This is a genomic window from Georgenia muralis, from assembly GCF_003814705.1.
Lineage (GTDB): Bacteria > Actinomycetota > Actinomycetes > Actinomycetales > Actinomycetaceae > Georgenia > Georgenia muralis.
Genome location: NZ_RKRA01000001.1, coordinates 3,733,904 through 3,758,918, shown reverse-complemented (window position 1 = coordinate 3,758,918; position 25,015 = coordinate 3,733,904). Strand labels below are relative to the sequence as shown.

The 25,015-nt window shown below is 74.4% G+C and carries 24 protein-coding genes; 17 read left to right on the top strand and 7 right to left on the bottom strand.

Translation table 11 applies throughout. The features are described from left to right. Positions 1-24: 24 nt before the first annotated feature. Complete coding sequence (locus tag EDD32_RS16950) at positions 25-1,014, top strand: SDR family oxidoreductase (protein ID WP_123919383.1); 990 nt, start codon at positions 25-27, stop codon at positions 1,012-1,014. A gap of 397 nt (positions 1,015-1,411) precedes the next feature. On the opposite strand, the gene EDD32_RS16945 is transcribed toward EDD32_RS16950, so the two are convergent. Continuing rightward, positions 1,412-2,482 (bottom strand): DUF932 domain-containing protein, encoded by a 1,071-nt coding sequence (locus EDD32_RS16945; protein WP_123919381.1) that lies wholly within the window; start codon positions 2,480-2,482, stop codon positions 1,412-1,414. Between the two features lie 124 nt (positions 2,483-2,606). Continuing rightward, positions 2,607-3,497, bottom strand: a complete 891-nt coding sequence (locus EDD32_RS16940) for a universal stress protein (protein WP_123919379.1) — start codon at positions 3,495-3,497, stop codon at positions 2,607-2,609. A gap of 427 nt (positions 3,498-3,924) precedes the next feature. On the opposite strand from EDD32_RS16940, the gene EDD32_RS16935 reads away from it, so the two are divergent. Next, positions 3,925-4,569: a thioredoxin-like domain-containing protein gene (locus EDD32_RS16935; protein WP_123919377.1), complete on the top strand. Its 645-nt coding sequence runs from the start codon at positions 3,925-3,927 to the stop codon at positions 4,567-4,569. Beyond that, positions 4,569-5,258 carry a DUF305 domain-containing protein gene (locus EDD32_RS16930; RefSeq protein WP_123919375.1) on the top strand — a complete coding sequence of 230 codons (690 nt, stop codon included), beginning with the start codon at positions 4,569-4,571 and terminating at the stop codon, positions 5,256-5,258. The genes EDD32_RS16935 and EDD32_RS16930 overlap by 1 nt, the downstream gene beginning before the upstream one ends. A 55-nt stretch (positions 5,259-5,313) precedes the next feature. Here the strand turns inward: EDD32_RS16930 and EDD32_RS16925 are convergent, their stop codons facing one another. Both EDD32_RS16925 and EDD32_RS16920 read right to left on the bottom strand, forming a co-directional pair. Next, positions 5,314-6,219 (bottom strand): SMP-30/gluconolactonase/LRE family protein, encoded by a 906-nt coding sequence (locus EDD32_RS16925; RefSeq protein WP_123919373.1) that lies wholly within the window; start codon positions 6,217-6,219, stop codon positions 5,314-5,316. Beyond that, a complete protein-coding gene (locus tag EDD32_RS16920) occupies positions 6,216-6,827 on the bottom strand; it encodes a hypothetical protein (protein WP_123919371.1) in 612 nt (203 codons plus the stop codon). The genes EDD32_RS16925 and EDD32_RS16920 overlap by 4 nt, the downstream gene beginning before the upstream one ends. Before the next feature lie 126 nt (positions 6,828-6,953). Between EDD32_RS16920 and idi the strand changes: the two genes are divergently transcribed. The 4 genes from idi (at position 6,954) to EDD32_RS16900 (ending at position 11,092) form a co-directional block, all read left to right on the top strand. Further along, positions 6,954-7,511 (top strand): isopentenyl-diphosphate Delta-isomerase, encoded by a 558-nt coding sequence (gene idi, locus EDD32_RS16915; RefSeq protein WP_246006196.1) that lies wholly within the window; start codon positions 6,954-6,956, stop codon positions 7,509-7,511. Between the two features lie 85 nt (positions 7,512-7,596). Beyond that, the gene (locus EDD32_RS16910) at positions 7,597-9,198 is read left to right on the top strand and encodes a molybdopterin-dependent oxidoreductase (RefSeq protein WP_123919367.1); all 1,602 of its coding nucleotides are present in this window, start codon (positions 7,597-7,599) and stop codon (positions 9,196-9,198) included. Between the two features lie 113 nt (positions 9,199-9,311). After that, complete coding sequence (locus EDD32_RS16905; protein ID WP_123919365.1) at positions 9,312-10,085, top strand: MBL fold metallo-hydrolase; 774 nt, start codon at positions 9,312-9,314, stop codon at positions 10,083-10,085. Between the two features lie 32 nt (positions 10,086-10,117). Beyond that, positions 10,118-11,092, top strand: a complete 975-nt coding sequence (locus EDD32_RS16900) for an aldo/keto reductase (protein ID WP_123919363.1) — start codon at positions 10,118-10,120, stop codon at positions 11,090-11,092. Between the two features lie 178 nt (positions 11,093-11,270). Here the strand turns inward: EDD32_RS16900 and EDD32_RS16895 are convergent, their stop codons facing one another. The 3 genes from EDD32_RS16895 to EDD32_RS18950 form a co-directional block, all read right to left on the bottom strand. Further along, complete coding sequence (locus EDD32_RS16895; RefSeq protein ID WP_123919361.1) at positions 11,271-12,854, bottom strand: solute symporter family protein; 1,584 nt, start codon at positions 12,852-12,854, stop codon at positions 11,271-11,273. After that, on the bottom strand, positions 12,854-13,255 hold the full coding sequence (locus EDD32_RS16890) for a DUF485 domain-containing protein (protein WP_123919359.1): 402 nt from the start codon (positions 13,253-13,255) through the stop codon (positions 12,854-12,856). The genes EDD32_RS16895 and EDD32_RS16890 overlap by 1 nt, the downstream gene beginning before the upstream one ends. 355 nt (positions 13,256-13,610) lie before the next feature. After that, on the bottom strand, positions 13,611-13,760 hold the full coding sequence (locus EDD32_RS18950; RefSeq protein WP_170175338.1) for a hypothetical protein: 150 nt from the start codon (positions 13,758-13,760) through the stop codon (positions 13,611-13,613). 184 nt (positions 13,761-13,944) lie between these two features. Between EDD32_RS18950 and EDD32_RS16885 the strand changes: the two genes are divergently transcribed. The 10 genes from EDD32_RS16885 (at position 13,945) to EDD32_RS16840 (ending at position 25,000) form a co-directional block, all read left to right on the top strand. Beyond that, entirely contained in the window at positions 13,945-16,590 is a 2,646-nt protein-coding gene (locus EDD32_RS16885) for an ATP-binding protein (protein WP_170175337.1), read from the top strand. Positions 16,591-16,792: 202 nt separating this feature from the next. Next, the gene (locus EDD32_RS16880; RefSeq protein WP_123919355.1) at positions 16,793-17,809 is read left to right on the top strand and encodes a cyclic nucleotide-binding domain-containing protein; all 1,017 of its coding nucleotides are present in this window, start codon (positions 16,793-16,795) and stop codon (positions 17,807-17,809) included. Positions 17,810-17,923: 114 nt separating this feature from the next. Beyond that, positions 17,924-18,349 carry a DUF6788 family protein gene (locus EDD32_RS16875; RefSeq protein WP_123919353.1) on the top strand — a complete coding sequence of 142 codons (426 nt, stop codon included), beginning with the start codon at positions 17,924-17,926 and terminating at the stop codon, positions 18,347-18,349. Continuing rightward, a complete protein-coding gene (locus EDD32_RS16870; protein ID WP_123919351.1) occupies positions 18,250-19,734 on the top strand; it encodes an ISKra4 family transposase in 1,485 nt (494 codons plus the stop codon). Before EDD32_RS16875 ends, EDD32_RS16870 begins: the two co-directional genes overlap by 100 nt. A gap of 121 nt (positions 19,735-19,855) precedes the next feature. Continuing rightward, the gene (locus tag EDD32_RS16865; protein WP_211338997.1) at positions 19,856-21,595 is read left to right on the top strand and encodes a gamma-glutamyltransferase family protein; all 1,740 of its coding nucleotides are present in this window, start codon (positions 19,856-19,858) and stop codon (positions 21,593-21,595) included. Between the two features lie 5 nt (positions 21,596-21,600). Further along, a complete protein-coding gene (locus EDD32_RS16860; RefSeq protein ID WP_148087418.1) occupies positions 21,601-22,266 on the top strand; it encodes a hypothetical protein in 666 nt (221 codons plus the stop codon). A 73-nt stretch (positions 22,267-22,339) separates the two neighbouring features. Further along, the gene (locus EDD32_RS16855; RefSeq protein ID WP_123919345.1) at positions 22,340-22,810 is read left to right on the top strand and encodes an RNA polymerase sigma factor; all 471 of its coding nucleotides are present in this window, start codon (positions 22,340-22,342) and stop codon (positions 22,808-22,810) included. Continuing rightward, a complete protein-coding gene (locus tag EDD32_RS16850) occupies positions 22,807-23,451 on the top strand; it encodes a methylated-DNA--[protein]-cysteine S-methyltransferase (RefSeq protein ID WP_123919343.1) in 645 nt (214 codons plus the stop codon). The genes EDD32_RS16855 and EDD32_RS16850 overlap by 4 nt, the downstream gene beginning before the upstream one ends. After that, a complete protein-coding gene (locus EDD32_RS16845) occupies positions 23,448-24,107 on the top strand; it encodes a DNA-3-methyladenine glycosylase I (protein ID WP_246006195.1) in 660 nt (219 codons plus the stop codon). Before EDD32_RS16850 ends, EDD32_RS16845 begins: the two co-directional genes overlap by 4 nt. Continuing rightward, on the top strand, positions 24,104-25,000 hold the full coding sequence (locus tag EDD32_RS16840; RefSeq protein ID WP_246006194.1) for a DNA-3-methyladenine glycosylase family protein: 897 nt from the start codon (positions 24,104-24,106) through the stop codon (positions 24,998-25,000). Before EDD32_RS16845 ends, EDD32_RS16840 begins: the two co-directional genes overlap by 4 nt. Positions 25,001-25,015 lie beyond the last annotated feature (15 nt).

The window sequence follows — 25,015 nt, the reverse complement described above, 5'->3', positions numbered from 1 at the left end:
TCCCGACCGCGACGAGGAGGAACCATGAAGGCCCTGTTCATCGGCGGGTCCGGCGTCATCAGCTCGGCGTGCGTGCGCCGGGCGGCGGACGACGGGTTCGACGTCACCGTGCTCAACCGTGGCCGGTCCACGACCCGCCCCCTGCCTGCGGGGGTGCGTGAGCTGCGGGCCGACGTGCGCGACCTTCCCGCGGTGCGCGACGCGCTGGCCGAGGAGACCTTCGACGTCGTCGCCGACTTCCTCGCCTTCACGCCGGCGCACGTGCGCGCAGCGGTGGAGACCTTCGCCGGACGGACCGGGCAGTACGTCTTCATCAGCTCGGCCTCGGCCTACCAGACGCCGCCGGCCCGGCTGCCCATCACCGAGTCGACCCCGCTGCGCAACCCCTTCTGGGGCTACTCCCGCAACAAGATCGCCGCGGAGGACGTGCTCGTCGGCGAGTACCGCGAGGACGGCTTCCCGGCGACGATCGTGCGGCCCTCGCACACCTACGACGCGACGATGGTGCCCCTGCCCGGCGGCTGGACGACGGTCGAGCGCATGCGGCGCGGCGCCGAGGTCGTCGTCCCCGGGGACGGCACGTCGCTGTGGGTCCTCACGCACAACAGCGACTTCGCCGCAGGCTTCACCGGACTGCTCGGGGCGACGTCCGCGATCGGCGAGGCCTTCCACATCACCTCCCACGAGGTGCTCACCTGGAACCAGATCTACACGCTCATGGCCGAGGCGGCCGGCGTGGAGCCGCGCCTGGTGCACGTCGCGTCGGAGGCGATCGCGGCGGCCGACCCCGAGCTCGGCGCGTCCCTGCTCGGCGACAAGGCCCACTCGGTCATCTTCGACAACGCCAAGGTGCGCCGGCTCGTCCCCGACTTCTCCGCGAAGGTGCCCTTCGCCCGGGGCGCGCGCGAGATCGTCGACTGGTACGACGCCGACCCCGCCCGGCGTGCGGTCGACGAGGACACCGACCGGCTCCTCGACGCGCTCGTCGCCGCCTACCGTCCGCGAAGCCTCTAGGGATCCGGGCGGGACGTAGGTCTCGTTGATACGCCCGGGGGTATCTCTACGGTAGGTGTGTCGCCGACGGTCGGACCTTGCCGGTCGCCAGGCGCGCTGACGCGAACGTCGGTGTGCGACGATCGCGCGGGTCGGGCGCGCCCGGGTCACGAGCCCTGGTGCGCCGGCTGCCCGATGGTCTGAGCTGCAGCCGCCCACATCACCCCGCACCCCTGGGGCCACGACGCCTTTGCCGAGATCCAGCGGCACGACGCAGGTCCGACGTCGCCCCCGAGCTCGGGGTGCTGGCCGCCATGGCCGTGGTCCTGCTGCTGATCGGGTCCTGGGCGCTGCGTCGCAGCTTGGCGCGGGCCATATGACGCAGCCTGGCTCGGGCCATGTGACGCGGCCCGGGCGCTCAGACCGTGGCCAGGACCTTCTCCAGGGTCTGCCACGCCGCACGGTCGAGGCTGTCGTACCGTCCGCTGACGGTCCGGAGCATGTTGCGCTGCGGGCGTGAGGTCCCGCGCATCGGGCTCAGGTGGTGCTCGTAGGTGTTGACCGCCTGCAGCACCGCGTGGGCCGTCCCCGCCCACGGCGCCGCGCGCTGGTCGTGCGCGTACAGCCCGGCCAGGGCCTCCCGCTTGCGCTCGGCCATCCGGGCCGCCTGCGGAGCGAGCCTGGCACCGTCCGCAGCGGTCCGGGGCACCCAGGAGTCGAGGAACCGGCTCCAGGTGCGGTGGTCGACCTCGATCCGGCACAGCCTCGCGACCTCGGCGGCGAACCCCTCCGCGGTGGTGTGGACCATCGCCAGGGCCTGCCGGGCGGCGTCCAGCCGCAGCAGGGAGTTGCGGGAGTGGCGGATCTTGACGTGCTCGCCCCGTTCGCGCAGGGCGGCGTTGCGGGTGTTGTCGCACACGACGTCGGTGACCGTGCGCTTGTACGTCGTGGCCAGTGAGCCGTCGAGCGTCGTCGTCGCGAGGAGGTTCGGCCGGAACTCCACACCCTCGGGCGTGACGATCGACTCCGGGACGGAGACCTCCACCCAGGCGACCGCGCCGTCCTTGAGCAGTCCGGCGGAGCTGATGGAGAGGGAGTCGTCGAGGATGTCCGACAGCGTCCGCAGCAGGTACTGGGCGTACTGGTGGGGGACGTAGGCGTCGGTGAAGACGCCCAGGACGGCGCCGTCGTCACGGTCCGAGCGCACCACCGCCTTGCGGCCGGGCACGTCCACCCAGCGCATGGGGGCACCGGTGGAGCTGACGTGGGTCATCGACCGCACGTCGGCCGGCACCTCGACGGCGATCCGGCGCGTCAGGGCGTCCCACCCGAAGAGCCGTCGGGCGACGTCCTCGACAGGGATGGGACCGGGATAGTGGTTGGGCTCCTCGCCCTGGAGATCGGCGCGGTAGTGCCAGGCCGTTCCCCGGTGGCGGGTGTTGCCGATGAGGGTGTTGACGTTCAGCGACTGCAGCGACTCGTTGGTCATGGGGTTCGCCTCCTTGAGGGAAGCAAAGCGCTCCCCACCCACGCGCGTGCCCGCCGTGCACCGCAGCACCCGGCGCACGGTGCGGACCCCGGCTGTGGAGGAAGGGTCCGGAGCGGGTGGTGCGCTACCCCCCGGTGACCGGCACCCGGACGACGGCCACGACGGGGGCACGGCACAGCACCCCCCGGCTGACCGAGCCCAGGCGCAGCGCGGCGAGGCCGCTGCGGCTACGGCTGCCGACGACGACGAGGCTGGCTGCGACGGCCTCCTCCGCGAGGACGTCGACCGGGTGGCCCTCGACGTCGACCACCTCGACCGCCACGCCCCGACCGGCCTCGGCCGCGACGAGCGCGTCGATGGCGGACCGCTCCGTGACCACCACCTGCTCGGCGGCCAGGGCCAGGAACTCCTCGGTTCGCGCCCCGAAGAAGTCGGTGCGCAGCGACGCGAGGGAGTGGGCGTGGACGGCCCGCAGACCCACGCCGTGGGCACGCGCCTGGTCGAACGCGAACTCCAGGACGGCGGCCGCTCCCTGGGCAGGCTCCACCCCGGCGACCACCGGGCCGTCGGGTGCGCCCCCGTGCTCCCGGATGACCACCACCGGCCCGTGCGCGTGGGCGGCCACCGACTGCGAGACCGAGCCCAGCAGCGCGCCGGCGACCGCCCCGCGCCCGCGCGCCCCCAGGACGACGACCGAGGCCTGCTCGGACGCCGTCACCAGGCTGACGGCGGCGTCGGCGACGACCACCTGGGTGGTGACGTCGAGGCCCGGGACGGACTCCAGCGCCTCGTCGACGGCGGCGTCCGTGACGGACGAGGCGTCACGGAGGATCTCCGCGCTCGGGGCGATCCCGTACTCGCTGGCGAAGACGGTCCACGGGTAGGCGTAGAGCACGTGCAGACCGGTCCGGCGGCGCGCGGCCTCGACGGCACCCCAGGCGAGGGCACGACGGTCCTTCCCGGTGCCGTCGACACCGACGACCACCGCACCCGGCGGGACGTTCTGAGTGCTCATGGGATGTCCTCCTGCCCGCCCGGCGCCGGTGCCGGGACCTCGACGGTCCCTCTCAGCCTGCCACCCGCAACGGGGTCGGACAGGCCCGGAGGTCCCGGTCTCCACCGCGGGAGGACCTAGGTCCCGCCAGCCCCGACCGAGGATTGCCTAACGTGTGGCGCGGCGCCCACGAGGACGTGGCGCCACCTGGACCTTCACCAGGGAGCGCGCGGCACCGTAGTACCCCTGAACGGACCGTTGGCGCCCGGCGCGACGGTCGACCTCCCCGACGAGGCGGCCGTCGCAGTTCGCCGCGCCGCACGCTCCGGGGTCATCAGCGCGCCCGTCGCGGTCGGCCTTCTCGCCCCCGCGCGCTCGGACGTTCTTGGCCCGTGGCCGACGCCCGGGTTAGCATCGAGGTGAAAGCACAACTTCTGGGGGACCCCACGTGAGCAGCCGCAAGGTGGACGCCAAGGACCGCGCGGCCCAGGTGGCCGCCATGCGGGCGGAGCAGCAGCGCAGGGACCGGCGCCAGCGCAACGTCATCGTCGGTGGTGCCGCGGGGCTGAGCCTCGCCCTCGTCGCGGCGGTCGCCGTCCCGCTCGTCAACGCCTCGCGGGAGCGCGCCGCCGTCGAGGCCGCGGCGAACGCGCCGATCGACGGCGTCGAGGAGTTCACCGAGCTCACCTCGAACCACGTCGAGACGGCCGTGGCGTACGAGCCGCTGCCGCCCGTCGGCGGTGACCACAACCCTGCGTGGCTCAACTGCGGGGTCTACACCGAGCCCGTCCCGAACGAGAACGCGGTGCACTCCCTCGAGCACGGCGCCGCGTGGATCACCTACGACCCCGACCTCCCGGCCGAGCAGGTCGAGGTTCTCACCGACCTCGTCGAGGGAGAGGCGTACGGCCTCCTCAGCCCGGGTGAGGCGGACATGCCCGCCCCGGTGGTGGCCAGCGCGTGGGGTATCCAGCTCCAGGTCGAGGACGCGGGCGACGAGCGGCTCGAGGTCTTCCTCGAGCGGTACCTCCAGGGCGCGCAGACGCCCGAGCCCGGCGCCGCCTGCTTCGGCGGCGTCGGGACGCCCGCCTGATGCCAGGCACCACGACGCTGCCCGACGACTCGGACGAGCAGGTCGGACCGGCCGCGGGCGGAGCGCGTCGCCAGGGCACGTTCGTCGCCGTCGCCGCGCTGCTGGTGGCGCTCGGCGCGGTGGGCGGGCTGCTCACCGGCACCCGGCTCGCACCGTCGGCGGCGACCCCGGCGGAGGGGTCGGCCGACGCCGGGTTCGCCCGGGACATGCGGGTCCACCACCTCCAGGCCGTCGAGATGGGGGTGCTTGTGCGTGAGGCGACCGAGGACGCTGAGGTGCGCCAGCTCGCGCTCGACATCGTGCTCACCCAGCAGCAGCAGGCCGGGCAGATGCACGCGTGGCTCGAGACGTGGGGCCTGCCGCAGTCGGGCCCGGCGGAGCCGATGGCGTGGATGACGGGACACGGCGACCACGGCGCCGCCCCCGACGGGCTCATGCCGGGCATGGCGACCCGGGACGAGCTCACCGCGCTCGCCGAGGCCGACGGTGCGGAGGCGGAGCGGATCTTCCTGGGCCTGATGATCCCGCACCACGAGGCCGGTGTGGAGATGGCCGAGGCGGCGGTGGACCTGGCCGAGCAGGACGTCGTGCGCGACCTCGCGGGCGCGATCGTCACCGCCCAGGAGGCCGAGCTGACGGTGCTGCGCGAGATGCTCGACGCCCGCGGCGGCGCACCGACCGAGGGCTGAGGCGGCCGAGCGCTGAGGCGACCAAGAGCGGAGGCGGCGCGGCGGGACGCCGCCCTCACCGGTCGACGGCGGTGACCCAGTACACCGCCCCGGCCGGGGGCGTCCCGAACCGGGCGTTGGGCAGGTAGAGGTCCGACCCGAACGCCGCGACGGTGGTCGGGACGTCGAGGTCGGGGCTGGTGAGGGTGTCGACGCTGGTGCCGCGTGTGCCGGCCGGGTCGAGCTCGACGACGGCGATCTCCCCGACCGCGTTCTGCACGGCGTACAGCGTGCGGCCCTGGAGCAGCAGGCCGTCGGCCGCGGGCAGCGGCTCGACGTCGACGGCCCGGGTCTCGCCGGTGGCCGGGTCCACGCGGTGCAGCACCCCGGTGGCGGAGCTCACCACGAGCAGCGCCTTGCCGTCCGGCGTGGTCTCGATGCCGTTGGCGTTGAAGCCGGCCAGCTGCTCCCAGTCACCGGTGAGCGGGAGCTCGGTGACCTCGCCCGGGTCTGGGAGGGCGCCCGCCGGTCCGAGCGGCACCCGGTAGAGCACCGCCCTGAAGGAGTCCGTGAACCAGGCGGCCTCCCGGGTGAGGACGACGTCGTTGACGAACGTCGTGCTCTCACCGGTGAGGGCGAAGGTGGCCAGGACCTCGCCGGTGGCGGTGTCGACGACACGTGCGTCACCGGCCGGGCCGCCCGCGACGAAGAGGTGCCCGCGGCTGTCGACCGCGAGACCGACCGACGGCGTGCCCGGGCCCTCGCTGACCACCTCGCCCGCGCCGGTGCGTAGGTCGACGGCGTAGATGTCGCCGTCGGCGAGGGAGCCGAGCCAGGCGGTCGGACCGGCCCCGATGGCGATCCCCTCCGGCTGGAACCCGGCGGGCAGCTCGAGCCGGTCGGGGTACGGGGTGGCAGCGGCCGGGGCGGTGAGGAGCAGCACCAGCGCGGCGGTGAGAACTCCGATCGGGCGTCGCGTCATCGCGAGCTCCCTCCCTGCGGGGCCGGGTCACCGGCCGGGACGGACGAACCGGACATGTCCACGGTAGGCGCCGGAGCACCGGAGCGGAAGGTCCGGGGCGGTGGGCGCGGTCCGGGCTCACGACCGCGCAGCGGCGTCGACCGCGGGCCCGGACCGCACGCGGGCTCGCCGCGGCGGCTCACGGTGACGGCTCGGAGGTCGGCACGCCGGTGAAGTCCGGGTGGTCGCGGGCGAAGGTGCGACGCATTGAGCGCGGCGACGACCAGGACGTAGGCGGCCCCGCCGAGGAGCCCGAGCAGGCCCACCGGTCGCTCGAGGTCCCACGACCCGGCCACCAGGGCGGCGAACACCCCGGCGACGAGGACGTCGACGACGAGCAGCAACAGCGCCGTGCTCCCGGAGAGCTGGCTCGCGCTGCGCCGACCGACCATCGTGTACGTCCGGCACGTCCGGCCGACGCCGGCAGGGTCCTCGGTCGTCCCGGTGATGAGGTCCGGCTCGACGCCCGCGTCGAGGTCGACGTGGCCCCGGCGCAGCCGGTTCATCCCCATGACGAGGGCGAGGTCGTCGTTGCTGCTTCGAGGACGCGCCGGACGTGCCGTCAGCATCGGTCACCGGGCCTCCAGACCGCCGTCCCTCCCATGGTGGACCTGTGGCGGGGCGGGCGGGGGGCCGCCGTAGGATCGCGGGGACGAGCGCCCCGCCCGCGGGCGCACGAGAGGACGGTGGCCCGCGTGCCGGAGGCGAGCGGCGACGGCGAGCTGGTGGTGCTGCTGGACGACGAGGGTCGCCCCGTCGGGGCGGCGGACAAGGCCACGGTCCACACCACCGACACCCCGCTGCACCTGGCGTTCTCCTGCCACGTCGTCGATCGCGCCGGCCGCGTGCTCGTCACGCGGCGGGCCCTGACCAAGCGGACCTGGCCCGGAGTCTGGACCAACTCCTTCTGCGGGCACCCCGGCCCGGGGGAGGACATCGTCGACGCCGTCCACCGCCGCGGGCGTGACGAGCTCGGCCTCGAGGTCGCCGACGTCCGGCCCGTCCTGCCGGACTTCCGCTACCGGGCCGTCGACGCCTCGGGCGTCGTCGAGAACGAGGTCTGCCCGGTGTTCACCGCGACCGCGGCCGGCGTGCCCCGTCCCGCGCCGGGCGAGGTGGCTGAGTACCGCTGGGTGGCTCGGGCGGACCTCGCGCTCGCCGTCTCCTCCGCACCGTGGGCCTTCAGCCCGTGGCTGGTCCTGCAGTACGCCGACCCGCGGATGCACGACGCCGAGCGGGCCCCGTCCGGCTGAGCTCTGCCGTCGCGCGGGAGCGTCGCGGTTCCCCGGTCGCGCCTCGCCCCCACCGGGTTCGTGGCCACCCCGGTAGGCTGCCTGCATGACCGGCCGCGGCGCGGCGGCGCTCCTCGGGATCGCCGTCACCGGCGTCACCATCGCTCTCGCCGAGGTCCTCGCCGCGCTGGCGGGCACGGGCCCCGGCCCGGTCGAGGCGGTCGCCGAGGCGTTCATCGACCTCACGCCGGGCTGGCTCAAGGACCTCGCCATCGCCTGGTTCGGGACGTCGGACAAGGTCGCCCTCGGCGCCGGGATCGCCGTCGTCGTCACGGCGCTGGCCACCGTCGCCGGGACCGAGGAGCGTCGCCGGCGTCTTGCCGGGGGCGCGCTGGTGGCGGTGCTGGGCGCCGTCGCAGCCCTGGCGACGGTGTCACGTCCCGACGGCGGGGCGCCGGCGGTGTGGCCCGTCCTGGCCGCCACGGTCGTCGGCGTGCTCGCGCTGCCCGCGCTGACCCCGCGGGACGCCGCGCTGACGCCGCGGGACGCCGGGCTCGCCCAGCGGGGCGCGCCGGGCCGCGACGGCACCGCGCACGACGGCTCGACGCCGGCCTCGCCCGTCGGGCCCGCCGCTGGACAGCCCGTCACGCGCCCGGACCCGGCCCGGCGCACCCTCCTCATCGGTGCCGGGCTCCTCGCCGGGGTCGCGGTGGCGGCGGCTGCCGTCGCCCGCTCGACCGCACGGCCCGCGCCGCCCGCCGTCGCCCTGCCCGAGCCGGACGTCCCCGCCCCGCCGGTCCCCGCCGGCGCCGAGCTCGCCGTCGCCGGGCTGACGCCGCTCGTGACGCCCAACGACGACTTCTACCGCATCGACACCGCGTTCATCGTCCCGCGGGTCGATGCGACCACCTGGCAGCTGCGGGTGCACGGCATGGTCGAGGAGGAGGTCGTCCTGACCTACGAGGACCTCCTCGCCGAGTCGCTGACCGAGGCGTGGGTGACGTTGTGCTGCGTCTCCAACGAGGTCGGGGGGCCGCTCATCGGCAACGCGGCCTGGGTCGGTGTCCCCGTGCGCGAGGTCCTCGCCCGCGCCCGCCCGACCGCGGGGGCGGACATGGTCCTGTCCCGCAGCGTCGACGGCTTCTCAGCCTCGACCCCGCTGGAGGTCCTCACCGACGGGCGCGACGCCCTCCTCGCCGTCGCCATGAACGGCGAGCCCCTGCCGCCCGAGCACGGGTACCCCGTGCGCCTGGTCGTACCCGGTCTCTACGGGTACGTCTCGGCGACGAAGTGGGTGAGCGAGCTCGAGGTCACCCGCTTCGCGGACCAGACCGCGTACTGGACCGACCGCGGGTGGTCCGAGCGGGGGCCGGTGAAGATCTCCTCCCGCATCGACGTGCCGCGGTCCGGGGCCTCGCTCGCGACGGGCGAGATCGCGGTCGCCGGCGTCGCGTGGGCGCAGCACACGGGGATCGCGCGGGTCGAGGTCCGTGTCGACGGCGGGGCGTGGGAGGACGCCGAGCTGGCGGGGGAGCTCGACGTCGACACCTGGCGGCAGTGGGTCTACCGGTGGCGGGCGGGTGCGGGCGAGCACCTCCTCGAGGTGCGGGCCACCGACCAGGACGGCGAGGTCCAGACGGGACAGACCCGCCCGGTCCTGCCCGACGGCGCGACGGGCTGGCACGGCGTGCGGGTACGGGTCGACTGACCCGGCCCGGTCCGCCCCGCCGCCCGCCGCCTGCCGTCCCGTCGGCCGGGGCACGTCCGCGGCCGGACCCGAGTCCCGCTCCCGGCCGTGCCCTGCGCCGTATGCTCCGGACCATGGACGCCACGACGGTGCGGCAGGTCAGCGAGCGGGCCACCCGTGTGCTCGCCCCCAACCCCGGCCCGATGACCCTGGACGGCACGAACACGTACGTCCTGCGCGAGGGCACCGACGTCGTCGTCGTCGACCCCGGCCCGGACGACGCCGGTCACCTGGAGCGGGTGCTCGAGGTCGCCACCGCCGACGGCGGACGGGTCGCCCTCGTCGTGCTCACCCACCACCACCGGGACCACACGGCCGGGGCCGACGCGCTCGCCGAGCGCACCGGTGCCCCGGTCCGCGGGGCCGGGCGGGGCGAGCCGTTCGCCGACGGCGAGCGGCTGGCCGCCGGTGCGCTGAGCCTGACGGTGCTCACCACGCCCGGACACACGGCCGACTCGGTGTGCCTGCTGCTCCCCGCCGACGGCCTGCTCCTCACCGGGGACACCGTCCTGGGACGGGGCAGCACGGTCCTCGCGTGGCCGGACGGCGACGTCACCGCCTACCTCGCCACACTCGACCGGCTCCTCGCCCTCGCCCGCAGGGAGGTCAGCTCCATCGCTCCCGGCCACGGTCCCCACGTGGACGAGCCGGCCGCGGCGCTGGAGAACATCCGCACCCACCGCAACGCCCGGCTGGCCGAGGTCCGGGCCGCCGTGGCCGCCGGCGCCCGGACCCCCGAGGACGTCGTCCGGCGGGTCTACGGAGACGTCGACCCCGCGCTGGAGTCGGCGGCCGGCCAGAGCGCCCGCACCCAGCTCGCGCACCTGGGGATCGTGCCCCGGACCTGAGCGGACGCCACACGGTCGATAGTGTCGGGAGCATGGATCTCAACCAGCTCGGCACCTCAGGCCTGTCCGTCTCCGTCGTGGGCCTGGGGTGCAACAACCTCGGCCGCGTCGGCACGAGGACCGAGAGCGCCGGGGGCGCTGCGGAGGTCGTGCACGCGGCGCTCGACGCGGGGATCACGCTCTTCGACACCGCCGACGTCTACGGTCGCGAGCCCGGGCTCAGTGAGGAGCTGCTCGGGCGCGCGCTGGGCAGACGCCGCGAGGACGTCGTCGTGGCGACGAAGTTCGGCATGGACATGAACGGCGTCAACGGCGCCGACTTCGGGGCGAGAGGGTCCCGGCGCTACGTCATGCGGGCCGTCGAGGCGTCCCTGCGCCGGCTCGGCACCGACTGGATCGACCTCTACCAGCTCCACGCGCCCGATCCGTGCACCCCCGTCGAGGAGACGCTGGCGGCCCTCGACGACCTGGTCCGCGCCGGGAAGGTGCGCTACGTCGGCCACTCCAACCGCGCCGGCTGGCAGATCGCCGACGCCGAGCACGTGGCCAGGGCCCGCGGGCTCACCCGCTTCGTCTCCGCGCAGAACCACTACAACCTCCTCGACCGGCGAGCCGAGCTCGAGGTGCTGCCGGCCGCGCAGGCCTACGGCCTGGGCGTCCTGCCGTACTTCCCGCTGGCCAACGGCCTCCTCACCGGGAAGTACTCGCGCGGCACCGCCCCCGAGGGCAGCCGCCTCACCCGGACTCGCCAGCACCTGCTCGAGGACACCGACTTCGACCAGCTCGCGCGGTTCGGGTCCTTCGCGCGCGACCGGGGGCTGAGCGAGGTCGAGGTCGCCTTCTCGTGGCTCGCCTCCAGACCGGCCGTCGCCTCGGTGATCGCCGGCGCGACGTCGGCGGAGCAGGTGCACCAGAACGCGGTGTCGGCCGCGTGGGTGCCGTCCGCGGCGGACCTGGCCGAGCTGGACGAGATCTTCCCGACGGTTCCCCGGGTCGCCCCGTTCTGAGAGCATCCCCGCCGGGCCGCGGCGGGTGAGCCGCACCGCGAGATCCGCGCGGGGAGCCCGACCGCGTCGTCCGCACCGCGTCAGCTGCGGCGGCGGGGATGCGGGTCGCGGCGGCACGGGGTGGCGGACGAACGACGGCGGCCGGGTGACCCGGCCGCCGTCGTCGCTGCGCGCGGACTCAGTGCACGATGGCCTTCTCGGCGCCGGCACCGGTCATCGACCGGACCTCCATCTCGGCCTGCTTGGCCACGTCGTGCTCGGCGGAGGTGACCGAGCCGAGCCAGCCGAGGAAGAAGCCCAGCGGGACCGAGACGAGCGCGGGGTTCGACAGCGGGAAGAAGGCGATGTCGATACCCGGGATCATCGCCGTCTCCGAACCGGTGACGACCGGGGAGAAGATGATGAGCACGAGCGCGCTGACGAGACCGCCGTAGATGCTCCACACCGACCCGCGGGTGTTGAACCGCTTCCAGTACAGGGAGAACAGGATCGACGGCAGGTTCGCGCTCGCCGCGATGGCGAAGGCGAGCGAGACGAGGAACGCGACGTTCTGCCCGTTCGCCAGGACACCCCCGACGATCGAGATCGCCCCGATGGTCACCGCCGTGCGACGGGCGACCTTGACCTCCTGGGCCGGGTCCGCCTCGCCGTTCTTGATGACACCGTTGTAGATGTCGTGGGCGAAGGAGGCGGCGGCGGTGATGGTCAGACCCGCGACGACCGCGAGGATCGTGGCGAAGGCGACGGCCGCGATGACCCCCAGCAGCAGGGTGCCGCCGAGCTCGAACGCCAGCGCCGGGGCGGCGGAGTTCGCCCCGCCGGGCGCCGCGCGGATCGCGTCGGCACCCACGAGGTAGGCCGCCCCGAAGCCCAGGACGAGGGTGAAGAGGTAGAACGCGCCGATGAGACCGATCGCCCAGGTGACCGAGCGGCGTGCCTCCTTGGCGGTGGGCACCGTGTAGAACCGCATGAGCACGTGCGGCAGGCCGGCAGCGCCGAAGACGAGCGCGATGGCCAGGGAGACGAACCCGAGCTTGGAGGTGCCCGAAGCCCCGTACTGCAGCATCGGCTCGGCGATCCGTGCCCCCTCGGGGTGGGCCGAGATGGCGGAGCCGACGACCTCGGAGAGGTTCATCCCGTTGAGGGCCATCACCCAGATCGTCATGACGCCGGCGCCGATGATGAGGAGCACGGCCTTGATGATCTGCACCCAGGTGGTGCCCTTCATCCCGCCGATGAGGACGTAGACGATCATGAGCGCCCCGACGACGGCGATGACCAGGCCCTGCCCGAACTTGCCGTCGATGCCCAGCAACAGTGCGACCAGGCCGCCCGCGCCGGCCATCTGGGCGAGCAGGTAGAAGAAGGACACCGCGAGCGTGGAGGTCGCCGCGGCGGTTCGCACCGGGCGCTGCTTCATGCGGAAGCTGAGCACGTCGGCCATCGTGTACTTGCCGGTGTTGCGCAGCGGCTCGGCGACGAGGAGCAGCGCCACGAGCCAGGCGACGAGGAAGCCGATGGAGTACAGCAGGCCGTCGTAGCCGTAGAGCGCGACGGCGCCGACGATGCCGAGGAAGGACGCCGCCGAGAGGTAGTCACCGGCGATGGCGATGCCGTTCTGGCGGCCGGAGAAGGCTCGGCCGCCGTGGTAGAAGTCGCTGACCGACGTCGTCGTGCGCGAGACACGGATGACGATGACCAGGGTGACGACGACGAACGCGAGGAAGATCGCGATGTTCAGCCACGGGTTTCCGACGTCCATCAGATCTCACCCTCCAGCTCGCCGCGCAGCTTCGCCGCGACGGGGTCCAGCGACTTGTTGGCGTGGCGGACGTAGAGCCACGTGATGAGGAACGTCGAGGCGAACTGGGCCAGGCCGAGGAGCAGACCGAGGTTGAGGTTGCCGAGGACCTTGGTCGACATGAACGACTCGGCGTACGTCGACAGCAGGACGTAGGCGAAGTACCAGACGAGGAACACCGCCGTCATCGGGAAGGCGAAGCTCCGGAAGGACTTGCGCAGGTGGACGAACTCCTCCGACGACTGCACCCGGGTGAAGTCCTCGGCGCTGGGTTCGCGCGTCCGCTCCTCCTCGACGAGCTCGGGGAGCGGGTTGTGGTGCGGCGGCAGATGCGCCTCCGCGTCGTAGTGCGAGTGCGTCATGCACGGACCCCCATCGGTGTGTGAACGGGCTCACAGCGGCGTGAACGGCGTCAAGGTAGCACCCGCCAGGGACGAAAGTCTCTATGTCGAGAGATCTTGGCGGCATGCTGGCGGGTAGTACCGGACATACCGGAACGAAGGGTCCGGGCGGGGGCCGCCGGGCGCGTCGAGGGCGGACCCGGTCCCGCGCGCGTACGAGGTCGGACCCGGTCCGCCGAGGGTGGATCCGCGCTGACGCGTGAGAACGGGCGCGGCCGTCCTCACGTGCAAGGCGTGAGGACGCTTACGACGGGGGCGCAGACGGAGGGGTCTGGGAGGTGCTGGTCCGGGTGCGTCGGACGGTCGCTGGGCGCCGTCAGAGCATGTGCTTCTCGCCGTCCTTGCCGCCCTTGAGGCCCTTGTCGTGGTGGTCCTTGCTCTCGGGGCGGCCGCGCACCGCCTCGGTCTCGGCGTCGGTCTCGGCGTCGGTGTTCTCGAACGGCTCGTCGGTCTCGAAGGTCGACATACGTGGCTCCTGGGAGTGCTCGTGGTGGCAGGCCCCCCTGCGCGTCGCAGCCTAGTGCGGCGGTGCGGCGCTGCCAACGACTTCCCGGACATCCAGCTGCACCCCGTCGCGCGTCGTCTGCTGTTCAATGGCCCCAGGGCCGGTGGACGGGAGAGGGCATGGGGTCGCGAACCGTGGGGTGGCCGTGACGCACCTGCCCGAGGGCACCGTCTCGATGCTGTTCACCGACATCGAGGGCTCCACCGCGGTCCTGCGCGACCTCGGGCCCCGGTACGCGGAGGTGCTCTCGCTCCAGCGCTCGATCGTGCGCGCCGCCGTCGGACGCCACGACGGGCACGAGATGGGCACCGAGGGCGACAGCTTCTTCGTCACCTTCGCCTCCGCCGCCGACGCCGTCGCCGCCGCGCGCGAGGCCCAGCGGGAGCTGACCGCCGCGACGTGGCCGGGCGGGGTCCAGGTGCGGGTCCGCATGGGCCTGCACACCGGCGAGCCGGTCCGCCACGAGGACGGCTACGTCGGCCTCGACGTCCACCGCGCCGCCCGCGTGTGCGGGGCCGCCCACGGCGGCCAGGTTCTGCTCACCGAGGCGACGTGGCAGCTGGTGCGCGGCGACGGCGGCGCCCGCGCCGCCGACGTCGGTGCCCACCGGCTCAAGGACCTCCCGCACCCGGAGCGTCTCTTCCAGCTCCTCGACGACGACCTGCCGGCGGACTTCCCGCCGCCCCGGAGCCTCGGCTCGGGCTCGAACGTCCCGGTCCCGCGCACCTCGCTGGTCGGCCGGGAGGCGGAGCTGGCCGACCTCACGCGCCTCGTCACCGGCGGTCCCGGCGCGGTCGTCACGCTCACCGGGCCGGCCGGGGTGGGCAAGTCCCGCCTCGCGATGGCGGTGGCGGCGAGCCTGGAGGCCGCCTTCCCCGACGGCGTCTACTTCGTCTCCCTCGCGGCGGTGCGGACGGGCAAGGTCATGTGGACCACGGTGGCCGAGACGGTGGGCCTGGCCGGTGCGGAGCTCACCCCCGAGATGGTGCTCGCCCACCTCGCGCCCCGCCGGGTCCTGCTGGTCCTGGACAACCTCGAGCAGATCCCCGACGCGGCGGAGGTCGTGCGCGCGCTCGCCGACGCCGGGCCGCGCGTCCTGGCGACGTCCCGCCGTGCGCTGCACGTCGTGGGCGAGCACGAGCACCCGCTCGACCCGCTCGCGGTCCCCGGACCCGGCCGGCCGGTCGCGGGCTCGCCGGCGGTGACCCTCTTCGCCGAGCGCGCCAGGCTCGTGCGCCCGGGATTCGCCGTCGGGCCCGACAACGCCGAGGACGTCGCGGCCATCTGCCGCCGCCTCGACGGGCTCCCGCTGGCCATCGAGCTCGTCGCCGCCCGCGCCAAGCTGCTCGGCCCGCGGGCCATGCGGGCCCGCCTGGACCAGAGCCTGGGCATCGCCGCGTCCGAGGCAGGCCGGCCGGGCCGGCAGCGAACCCTGCGCGACGCCGTCGCCTGGAGCTACGACCTCCTCGACCCCGCGCGGCAGCGGGCGCTGCGGCACCTCAGCGTCTTCGAGGGGGAGTTCGACCTCGACGACGTGGCCGCGCTCCTCGGCGACGAGGACGACCCGCTCGACACGGTCGCGGCGCTCATGGACGTCAACCTCGTCGTCGTCGCCGAAGGACCCGACGGGGAGCCGCGGGTCCGGCTGCTGCGCACCATCGCCGACTTCGGCCGGGAGCGGCTCGCAGAGGCGGGCGAGGCCCCGGACGTCCGACGGCGGCACGCCGAGCACTTCCTCGCCATCGTCGAGCGGGAGGTCCCGCGGCTGCGCGGCCCGGAGTACCTGCGCGCCCGGGGTCGCATCGAGGACCGGCTGAGCAACCTGCGCGGGGCGCTGCGCTGGGCGTTGGGGGCGGGACCGGACGGGTCGCCACGCGCGCTGGGCCTGGCCCTGCGGCTGTGCGAGGAGCTGGGCTGGTTCTGGTACGGCTGCGGCTACCAGGCCGAGGGCCGGCGCTGGCTGGCCCAGGCCGTCCAGGTGGCCAGCGACGTCGAGTCCGCGGACCTCGTCGGGGCCCTGCACGGGCTCGGGGTGCTGCTCCTCGAGCACGGCGAGGTGCCGGCGGCGCGTGAGCTCCTCACCGAGTGCCTGGAGTACTGGCGGCGCACGGGCGACGACGCCGGCGTCGCCCGCGAGCTCAACGCCCTCGGCGTGGTCCACCGGGTCCTCAGCGAGCCGGACCAGGCGCGCGAGCTGCTCACGGAGGCGGCCGCCGTCGCCGAGCGGGTCGGCGACCGCATCCGCCAGTGCAGCGCCATGTCGAACCTGGCCCTGGTGCACCTCGACACCGGCCGGCCGGCGGAGGCGCTGGAGATCTTCCACCGGGTGCTCCGGCACACCCTCGAGCTGGACGACCGGTGGGGCATCGCCGTCACCCGCGTGAACATCGCCGGGACCCACCTGCACGAGCGCCGCACCGACGACGCCGCCGCGGTGCTGCGCCGCCACGGTCGCGAGATCGCCTCGATGGGCGACGTGGACCTCACCGCGATCGTCGTCGAGCACGCCGCCGTGGTCGCCGCCCAGCGCGGCCGCGCCAGGGCCGCCGCCCGGCTCGTGGGCGCCGCGGGGGAGATGCGCGCCCGCGCGGACCTGCCTCTGCCGGCCCCGGACCGCGCGTGGTTCGCCGCCGCCGTCGGGGAGGTCCGCGAGGGCCACGGCGACTGGGACCGTGACCGCGCCGCCGGGGCGGAGCTCGACGCGGACGCCGCCGTCGACGAGGCGCTCGTCCTCGTCGACGCGCCGGCCGGGTCCGGGCGAGGCGATGGTGAGGGGACCGACTCGCGCTGACGAGCGCGGCGTTCCTCCCTGGTGCGACTGCTGCAGGTGAGGTTGCCACGGTGGCTGTTGTCGACGACCACCTGGGCGACCTGGTGCGCCCGGTCGGAGGCCGGTCGGAGCCCGGTCGTCGCCTGGTGCGTGAACCCTCGACCGGCAAGCGCCGCCTCGTGTTGAATGACGACCATCGCGTCACCGACGGGCGGAGCACACCATGCGGGTCGAGTCCACCATCACCTCCCTGTCCTGGATCCCGTCGGACTCCATGCGGGGGTGGCTCAAGGCCGGGATGGACCTGGGACTCTCGCACTACGACGCCCCGCCCGTGGACCACCTCAGCGGCGCGGAGGAGGTCCACCGGCTGCGCGCCGACGACCGCTTCCGCTTCGCCAACGTCCTGTCCGCCTGGGCGGACTTCGACGAGACCGGCACGCCCCTGGAGTGGGGCTTCGCGCCGGAGTCCGGGGTCGTCATGGGCTCGACGACGGTGCGGGTCGCCTCCGTGGGCGCCACCTTCGGCGGCTACGCGCTGCCCACCCTGCGCGAGGAGCCGGTGGTCGAGCAGGGCAGCGTCCACTTCACCCAGACGGTCGGCGGCCGTACCGGGGTGCCGCTGCCGCGGCCCGTGCCGCACGCGCCGTTCGCGATGTGGCAGGCCCCCATCGTGTGGACGACCCTCGCGCTCACCCTGCACCCCGACGGCCAGGTCGACGTCGCGATGCCCGGCGCGTCCGCGTTCCCCCGGCACTGGGTCTACGGCCCCGACGGTGCGCTGAGCCTGAAGTCGGGGCTCACCGACCTGGACTCGTGGCTGGCGCACTCCTTCGGCCCGCGCACCCCCTGGGGCAACCTGGACTCCGAGGCGCTCGTCGTCGAGGCCGAGAGCGCGCTGGAGCGTCAGCTCTCCGGCGGCATCATGCACGGCGGCGAACGGCCGGAGATCCGCCGCCTCCCCGCGGGAGCCACCGTCACCCGCCAGGGCGAGCCTGGCACCGAGATCTACCTCGTGCTGGACGGCGTCCTCACGGTCGACGTCGACGGCAGGGAGATCGCCCAGGTCGGTCCCGGAGCGGTGCTGGGGGAGCGCGCCGTGCTCGAGGGCGGCACCCGCACCTCCACCCTCACCGCGCTGACGCCCGTGCGGCTCGCCGTCGCCGCCGCCGACCGCCTCGACATGGAGAAGCTCCGGGCCGTCGCCGAGCTGCACCACCGTGAGGACGACGAACGCTGAGCGCTCGTCCACAACCGGTGCGGGGTGTGAGTCGTGGCCGTGTCGTTGAGGGTGTTTGTGCTGGTGGCTCCATATGCTGATTGTGGGTAGCATAATCAGCATCGGGGGGTAGTGATGGGCAAGGACTACTCGAGGAAGAGCGAGCGGGAGCTGGCCGAGCTGCGCTCGTTGGTTCTGGACCGGATCGCCGCGGTGCCGGCGTTCCGGCGCGGGTCGTTGCAGGTCGGTTACCGCAAGTGCGGGCGGGCGACGTGCCGGTGCGCCCGCCCGGGCGAGCAGGGCCACGGGCCGCGCGGGTTGTGGACCCGTACGGTCAAGGGCGAGGGTTCGCGCGGGCAGTACGTCCCGGTCGACCAGATCGACCAGGTCCGCGCCGAGCTGGACCACTACGCCGAGTTCGCGGCGCTGGTGGAGGACTACGTGGAGATCAACGAGGCGTTGTGCCGGGCCCGGGTCGGGCCCCCGGGGCCTCGCTCGCGCCGCGTCGCCCCTTCCGGGACGGACGGGAAAAAAGGGGGCTCTGCGACCCCGAAGAGCTGAGCGTCCTGGCCGAGCGGGTCGGCGAGCTCGCCGCGGCCGAGGCCCGCCGGCTGGTCCATGGCGCGGCCGGCCTGCTGCGCGGCGGGGAGCAGGGCGTGCTGGAGGCGATCGAGCGCGCCGCCCAGCAAGCCGGGGCACGGATCGGGCTGGCCGCGCTCGCCGGGGTCATCGACTGGGCCGGCCGGGACACCCCGACCCAGGCGCCGTGCCCGGGCCAGGGGCACGGCGCGCGGTTGGTCACCCGGCGCGCCCGGACGGTCCGGACCCTGCTCGGCGCCCTGCAGCTCAGCCGTGGCTACTACCACTGCGCCACCTGCCGGGAGGGGTTCGCCCCCCTGGACCTCGTCCTGGACGTGGCCGGCACGAGCCTGTCACCGGGCCTGTCCCGGGCTTGCGCGCTGGCCGGGGCCGAGATGCCGTACGAGAAGTCCAGACAGTTCATCGCCACCGTGACGGGCCTGGACCTGGCCTCGACCTCGACCCTGGCCCGGACCACCCGGGCCCAGGGACGACGGGCCCGGGTCCTGATCGGCGCCGAGCACACCACCGCGGCCAGAGCCACCGCCACGCCCGCGCCCGCACCGGGTGAGGGCCCGGACGTGTGCTACATCGTGCTGGACGGCACCGGCGCCCCCATGCTGCCCAGCGAGACCACCGGCCGGCCCGGCAAGGATGGCGGCAGAGCCGGGACGCGGGAGGTCAAGATCGGCTGCTTCTTCACCCAGTCCGGCCGCGACCCGGCCACCGGCGAGCCCGTGCAGGACCCCGACTCCGCGACCTACATCTCCACCTTCGAACCCGCCGCCACCTTCGCCACCCACGCCAAGGCCGAGTACCACCGGCGCGGCTTCGACCACATCCGCCAACCCATCGTCCTGGGCGACGGCGCCAAATGGATCTGGAACATCGCCGATACCCACTTCACCCACGCGACCCAGATCGTGGACTACTTCCACGCCCGCGAGCACCTCGCCGACCTGACCAAGCTCCTCACCCTCGTCCTGGACGACCCCGGCGCGTTCGAGGCCGACCTCGTCGACCAGCTCGACCTGGGCCACACCGCCGCGATCGCCGCCGCCGTCGACCGCCTCGACCTATCCGACCACGCCCCCGACCTGGCCCGCCCCGCCGCCACCGAGGTCGCCTACTTCACCACCAATCACCACCGCATGCAGTACGCCGATTTCCGCGCCAACGGCTACTACATCGGCTCCGGACCCGTCGAGGCCGCCTGCAACACCATCGTCAAACAACGCGCAAAACGAGCCGGCATGCACTGGACCATCCACGGCCTCGACCCCGTCCTCGCCCTCCGCACCCTCCACCAATCCAGACGCGACGACCTCCTCTGGCCCACGACCACGAGCCCGACACCACAAACCTGACGCACACCCACCGGTGCGCGGGTCCGGGCGCGACGTCGGTGGCCGCCGTTAGGGTCGAAGGGTGAAGTTCACCCCACCCCCGACCTTCCTCACCCGGCCCACCCTGCACGGCACCTTCGGGATGTCGGCCACGACGCACTGGCTCGCGACCGGCACGGCGCAGTCGGTCCTCGAGCGGGGCGGGAACGCGTTCGACGCGGCGGTCGCCGCCGGTTTCGTCCTCCACGTGGTCGAGCCCCACCTCAACGGCCCCGGCGGAGACATGACGGCGATCTTCGCCACCGCCGAGGACCCCACGCCCACCGTCCTCATGGGGCAGGGCCCTGCCCCGGCATGCGCGTCACGCGAGCACTACCTCGCCGAGGGGCTCGACCTCGTCCCCGGCTCGGGGGCCCTGGCCGCCGCGGTTCCCGGTGCGGTCGACGCGTGGTTCGTGCTGCTGCGCGATCACGGCACGTGGGAGCTGGCGGACGTCCTGGCGTACGCCGTCGGCTACGCCCGGGACGGGCACCCCGTGCTGGCGCGGGTGGGGGAGACGATCGCCACGGTGGAGGACCTCTTCACGGAGCACTGGCCCACGTCGGCGCAGCAGTGGATGCCGCACGGGCGGCCGCCGGCGCCCGGCGAGATGGTCCGCAACCAGGCGTACGCGCGCACGCTCGAGCGTCTCGTCGCGGCCGGGGAGGCGGGCGCGACCGACCGGGCCGGGCGCATCGAGGAGGCCCGGCGCCAGTGGCGCGAGGGGTTCGTCGCCCGGGAGGCGGCGTCGTTCCTCGCGGTGCCGCACCGGCACTCCACCGGCGGTGACCACGCCGGCGTCATCACGGCCGAGGACTTCGCCGCCTTCTCCGCGACCTACGAGCCGGCCGTCACCTACGACTTCCGCGGGCACACCGTCGCCAAGACCGGTGCCTGGGGGCAGGGACCGGCCCTGCTCCAGACCCTCGCGATCCTCGACGGCTTCGACGACGCCCATCTCGACCCGTCCACCGCCCTTGGCGCGCACACCGTGCTCGAGGCGCAGAAGCTCGCCCTGGCCGATCGCGACGCCTACTACGGCGACACCGACGTCCCGTTGGCGACCCTCCTGAGCGCGGAGTACGCCACCGGTCGGCGCGCCCTCATCACCGCCGAGGCGTCGGCGGAGCTGCGGCCGGGGCAGGTGCCCGGCCACGAGCCGTTCCTGCCGCCCCTGCGCACGGAGTACGACCCCGGCCACGAGAACTCCCGGGCCGGGCTCGGCGAGCCCACGGTCGCCCCCACGGGGGAGACCCGGGGCGACACCTGCCACCTCGACATCGTCGACCGGTGGGGCAACATCATCTCGGCGACGCCCTCGGGCGGGTGGCTCCAGTCCTCGCCGGCGATCCCTGCGCTCGGGTTCTGCCTCGGCTCCCGTCTGCAGATGACCTGGCTGGAGGAGGGCTCGCCCGCCACGCTCACCCCCGGGCGACGGCCGCGCACGACCCTCACTCCCACCCTCGTGCTGCGCGGCGGCAGGCCGGTGACGGCGCTGGGGTCGCCCGGCGGCGACCAGCAGGACCAGTGGCAGCTGCTGTACCTCCTGCGCACCATCGTCGGCGGCTACTCCCCGCAGCAGGCCATCGACGCCCCCGCCCTGCACACCACATCGATGCCGGGCTCGTTCTGGCCGCGCACGTGGACTCCTGCGGGTGCGGTCGTGGAGGACCGGCTCGGCGACGACGTCATCGCCGAGCTGCGTCGACGGGGCCACCGGGTGACGCGGGCGGGGGACTGGTCGCTGGGGCGCCTGTCCGCCGTCACGCTCGACCCGGACACCGGCGTGCTCTCGGCGGCGGCGAACCCCCGCGGGGTCCAGGGCTACGCGGCGGGCCGGTGACGCGCGTGACGGCCGCCGAGGAGGTCAAGAACCCGGTCGAGGGCGGGTCACGGAACAGTGAGGGCATCGCCACCGTTGTCCTTGGTGTGAGTCACGAAACACCCCAGGAAACCGCCTCCGACCCCGCCCGTCCCGCGGGCGACCAGCTCGTCCGCAACCGCCGGGCCCGTTCGGCCGTCCAGCGGTCCGACCCCAGCGACCACCTCGTCGACACCCTCGACCTCGTCGAGGAGATGGCCGTGATGACGCGGTCGCGCGAGCAGATCTTCCGCCACATCGAAACCCTCATCGGCATCCGCTTCGGCGAGCTCCAGGCCCTCACCGCCGTCGCCGAGGGCGCCGACCACTTCCGGGAGGTGGCGCGGCGGACCGGCCAGCCCGACGCCGCCGCCCGCGTGACCGTCGAGGGTCTGGCCGAGCGGGGTCTGCTCGGCCGGCACGCCCACGACCGCGCGGACGACGGGAGCACCCCGGGCCTGATCCACGTCAGCCCCGCGGGCACCGTCCTCCTCCAGCAGGCGCAGGCGCTGCAGGTCCGACTCCTCGACGCCGTCGTCGACACGCTCGACGAGGACGAGACCCTGCGGCTGCGCGAGTCGGTGGCGCACGTCGCTGAGACGCTCGAGCCCCGGCTCTCGCCCCGCCTGGCACTGACGCCTGCCGGGCGCTGACGTCGCGGGTCACGTCCTACGATCGGCGTGCGCCCACCCCTCACATCCGGGCGCGGAAGGACGTCTACCGGGCGTGAGTCCCTTCGAGCAGGTGGTCACCGAGCACGGCCCCACGGTGATGCGGGTCTGCCGCGCCCTCGTGGGCCCGGTCGACGCCGACGACGCCTGGTCCGAGACCTTCCTGGCCGCCATGCGGGCCTACCCGGCCCTCGACGACGGTGCGAACGTCGAGGCGTGGCTGGTGACGATCGCCCGGCACAAGGCGATCGACCTCCTGCGCTCCCGGGCCCGCCGGGCGGTGCCGGTGGCCGAGCTGCCGGAGCGCGCGGCCGCGGCGGGCACGCACGGCCACGAGGTCGTGGACCTGTGGCGGGCGCTGGGGGAGCTCACCGAGCGTCAACGGGAGGCGGTGGCCTACCACCACCTCGCGGGGCTGCCCTACGACCAGGTCGCGGCGCTCGTCGGCGGGACCGCACCGGCCGCCCGGCGCGCCGCCGCAGACGGCATCCGGAACCTGCGCGAAAGACTGGGAGCGTCCTCATGAGCATCACCCGACACGGGCCCGTCCACGAGCAGCGACCGGCAGCGCCCACGGACGCCCTGGCCCCCGCGCGGGAGATCGACGCCGCGCACCTCGCGACGCTGCACCGACGCCTCGCCGAGCTCGCCGATGCCGAGGGCCTGCTCGACGTCGCCTACCGGACGGTCGACTCGCCGCTGGGGCGGCTCCTGCTCGCGGCGACGCCCGTGGGCCTGGTGCGCGTGGCGTTCGAGGGCGAGGGCGAGGATGCCGTCCTCGCCGCGCTCGGCGAGCGCATCAGCCCCCGGATCCTGCGAGACCCGCGCAGGCTCGACACCGTCGCCCGCCAGCTCGAGGAGTACTTCAGGGGTCGCCGGCACGACTTCGACGTCACCGTCGACCTGCGTCTGACCGCCGGTTTTCGCCGGGAGGTCCTCGCGCACCTGCGCGAGATCCCGTACGGCGCCACCGCCAGCTACACCGCGCTTGCGGCCGCGGCGGGCCGACCCACGGCCGTGCGGGCCGCGGCGTCGGCCTGTGCGACGAACCCGGTCCCGCTCGTGGTGCCGTGCCACCGGGTGGTGCGCTCCGACGGCTCGCTGGGCGGTTACCGCGGCGGTCTGCCCGCCAAGCGGGTCCTGCTCGACCTCGAGCGGGCGGCGTGAGTCGAGGCGACGGCGGGGGCCTGCCGGGGGACGGCGGACCGGCCCTCCCCGAAGGGCTCGTCGTGGGCGACGACGGCCTCGCCCGCCCGGCGTGGGCGGCGACCGACCCACTCCTGCGCACGTACTACGACACCGAGTGGGGCATGCCGGTGCACGGCGAGCGCGCGCTCTTCGAACGGCTCAGCCTCGAGGCGTTCCAGGCCGGGCTGTCCTGGGCGACGGTCCTGCGCAAACGTCCCGCCTTCCGCGAGGTGTTCCACGACTTCGAGCCCGACGTGGTCGCGGCCTTCGGGGCCGACGCCGTCGAGCGGCTCATGGCGGACCCCAGGATCATTCGCAACCGCGCCAAGATCCTCGCGGCCACGACCAACGCCCGTGCTGTGATCGCGCTGCGTGAGCACGGGGGGCTGGAGCAGCTCGTGTGGTCCTACCGTCCTGCCAGGACACCGGTGCCCACCCGGCCGGACGAGGTGCCGACGACGTCACCCGAGTCGGTGGCGCTGTCCCGGGAGCTCAAGCGCCGCGGCTTCGCCTTCGTCGGCCCGACCACGGTCCACGCCCTCATGGAGGCGCTCGGCATCGTCGACACCCATCTCGTGGGGTCGCACCGGCGCGGCGCGTCCGGGCTGTGGCGCGCCGACGGCACGCCGGTGTGAGCGGCACCGACGTGGACGTCCTCCTGCCGGCCGCCACGCCGCTCGCCGTCGGGCCGATCCTCGCGGCGCTCGCCGCGCACGCTGTGCCCGGGGTCGAGGAGGTGGACCGCGCCGCGGGGTCGGTACGCCGGACGGTCCGGGGCGCCCACGGGCCGGCCGTCGTCTCGCTGCGGCTGACGCCGACCGCTGTGCGAGCGGAGGTCGCGCTCGCGCACCCGGGGGACGGCGACGCCGTCGTCGCCCGGCTGCGTCGCTGGTTCGACCTCGACACCGACGTCGCGGCCGTCGACGCCCACCTGGCGACGGACGCGGTGCTCGCACCGCTGGTGGCCGCCCGGCCCGGTCTGCGGGTGCTCGGGCACGTCGACGGCTTCGAGGCGGCGGCGACCACCGTGCTCGGTCAGCAGGTGTCCCTCGCCGCTGCCCGGACCTTCGCGGCGCGTCTCGTCGCAGCGCTCGGTGGCCCGGTCCCGGCCACGGGGTCAGGGGGTGCCGGGCTGCGCACCTTCCCGTCGCCGGAGGTGCTCGCCGACGCCGGAGCCTCCGTGGTGAGGGAGGCGACGGGAGTGACCGGGAGCAGGGCCCGCACCCTCCACGCCCTGGCCACGGCGTGCGCCGCAGGGCTCCGGATCGAGCCCGACCAGGATCCCGTCGCCACCCGGGCCGCCCTCCTCGCGGTGCCCGGTGTCGGTCCCTGGACGGTCGACTACCTCGCCCTGCGCGCCATGGGGGACCGTGACGCCCTGCCCTCGGGTGACCTCGTGCTGCGACGCGCCCTCGGGGGAGCCTCTGCCGCCGCGGCGGTGGCCGCGGCAGGTGCCTGGCGTCCGTGGCGCGCCTACGCCGTCACCCATCTGTGGACCGCAGCGGCCTACCTGAGGCGGGCGCACTGATCAGGGCCTGCGGCA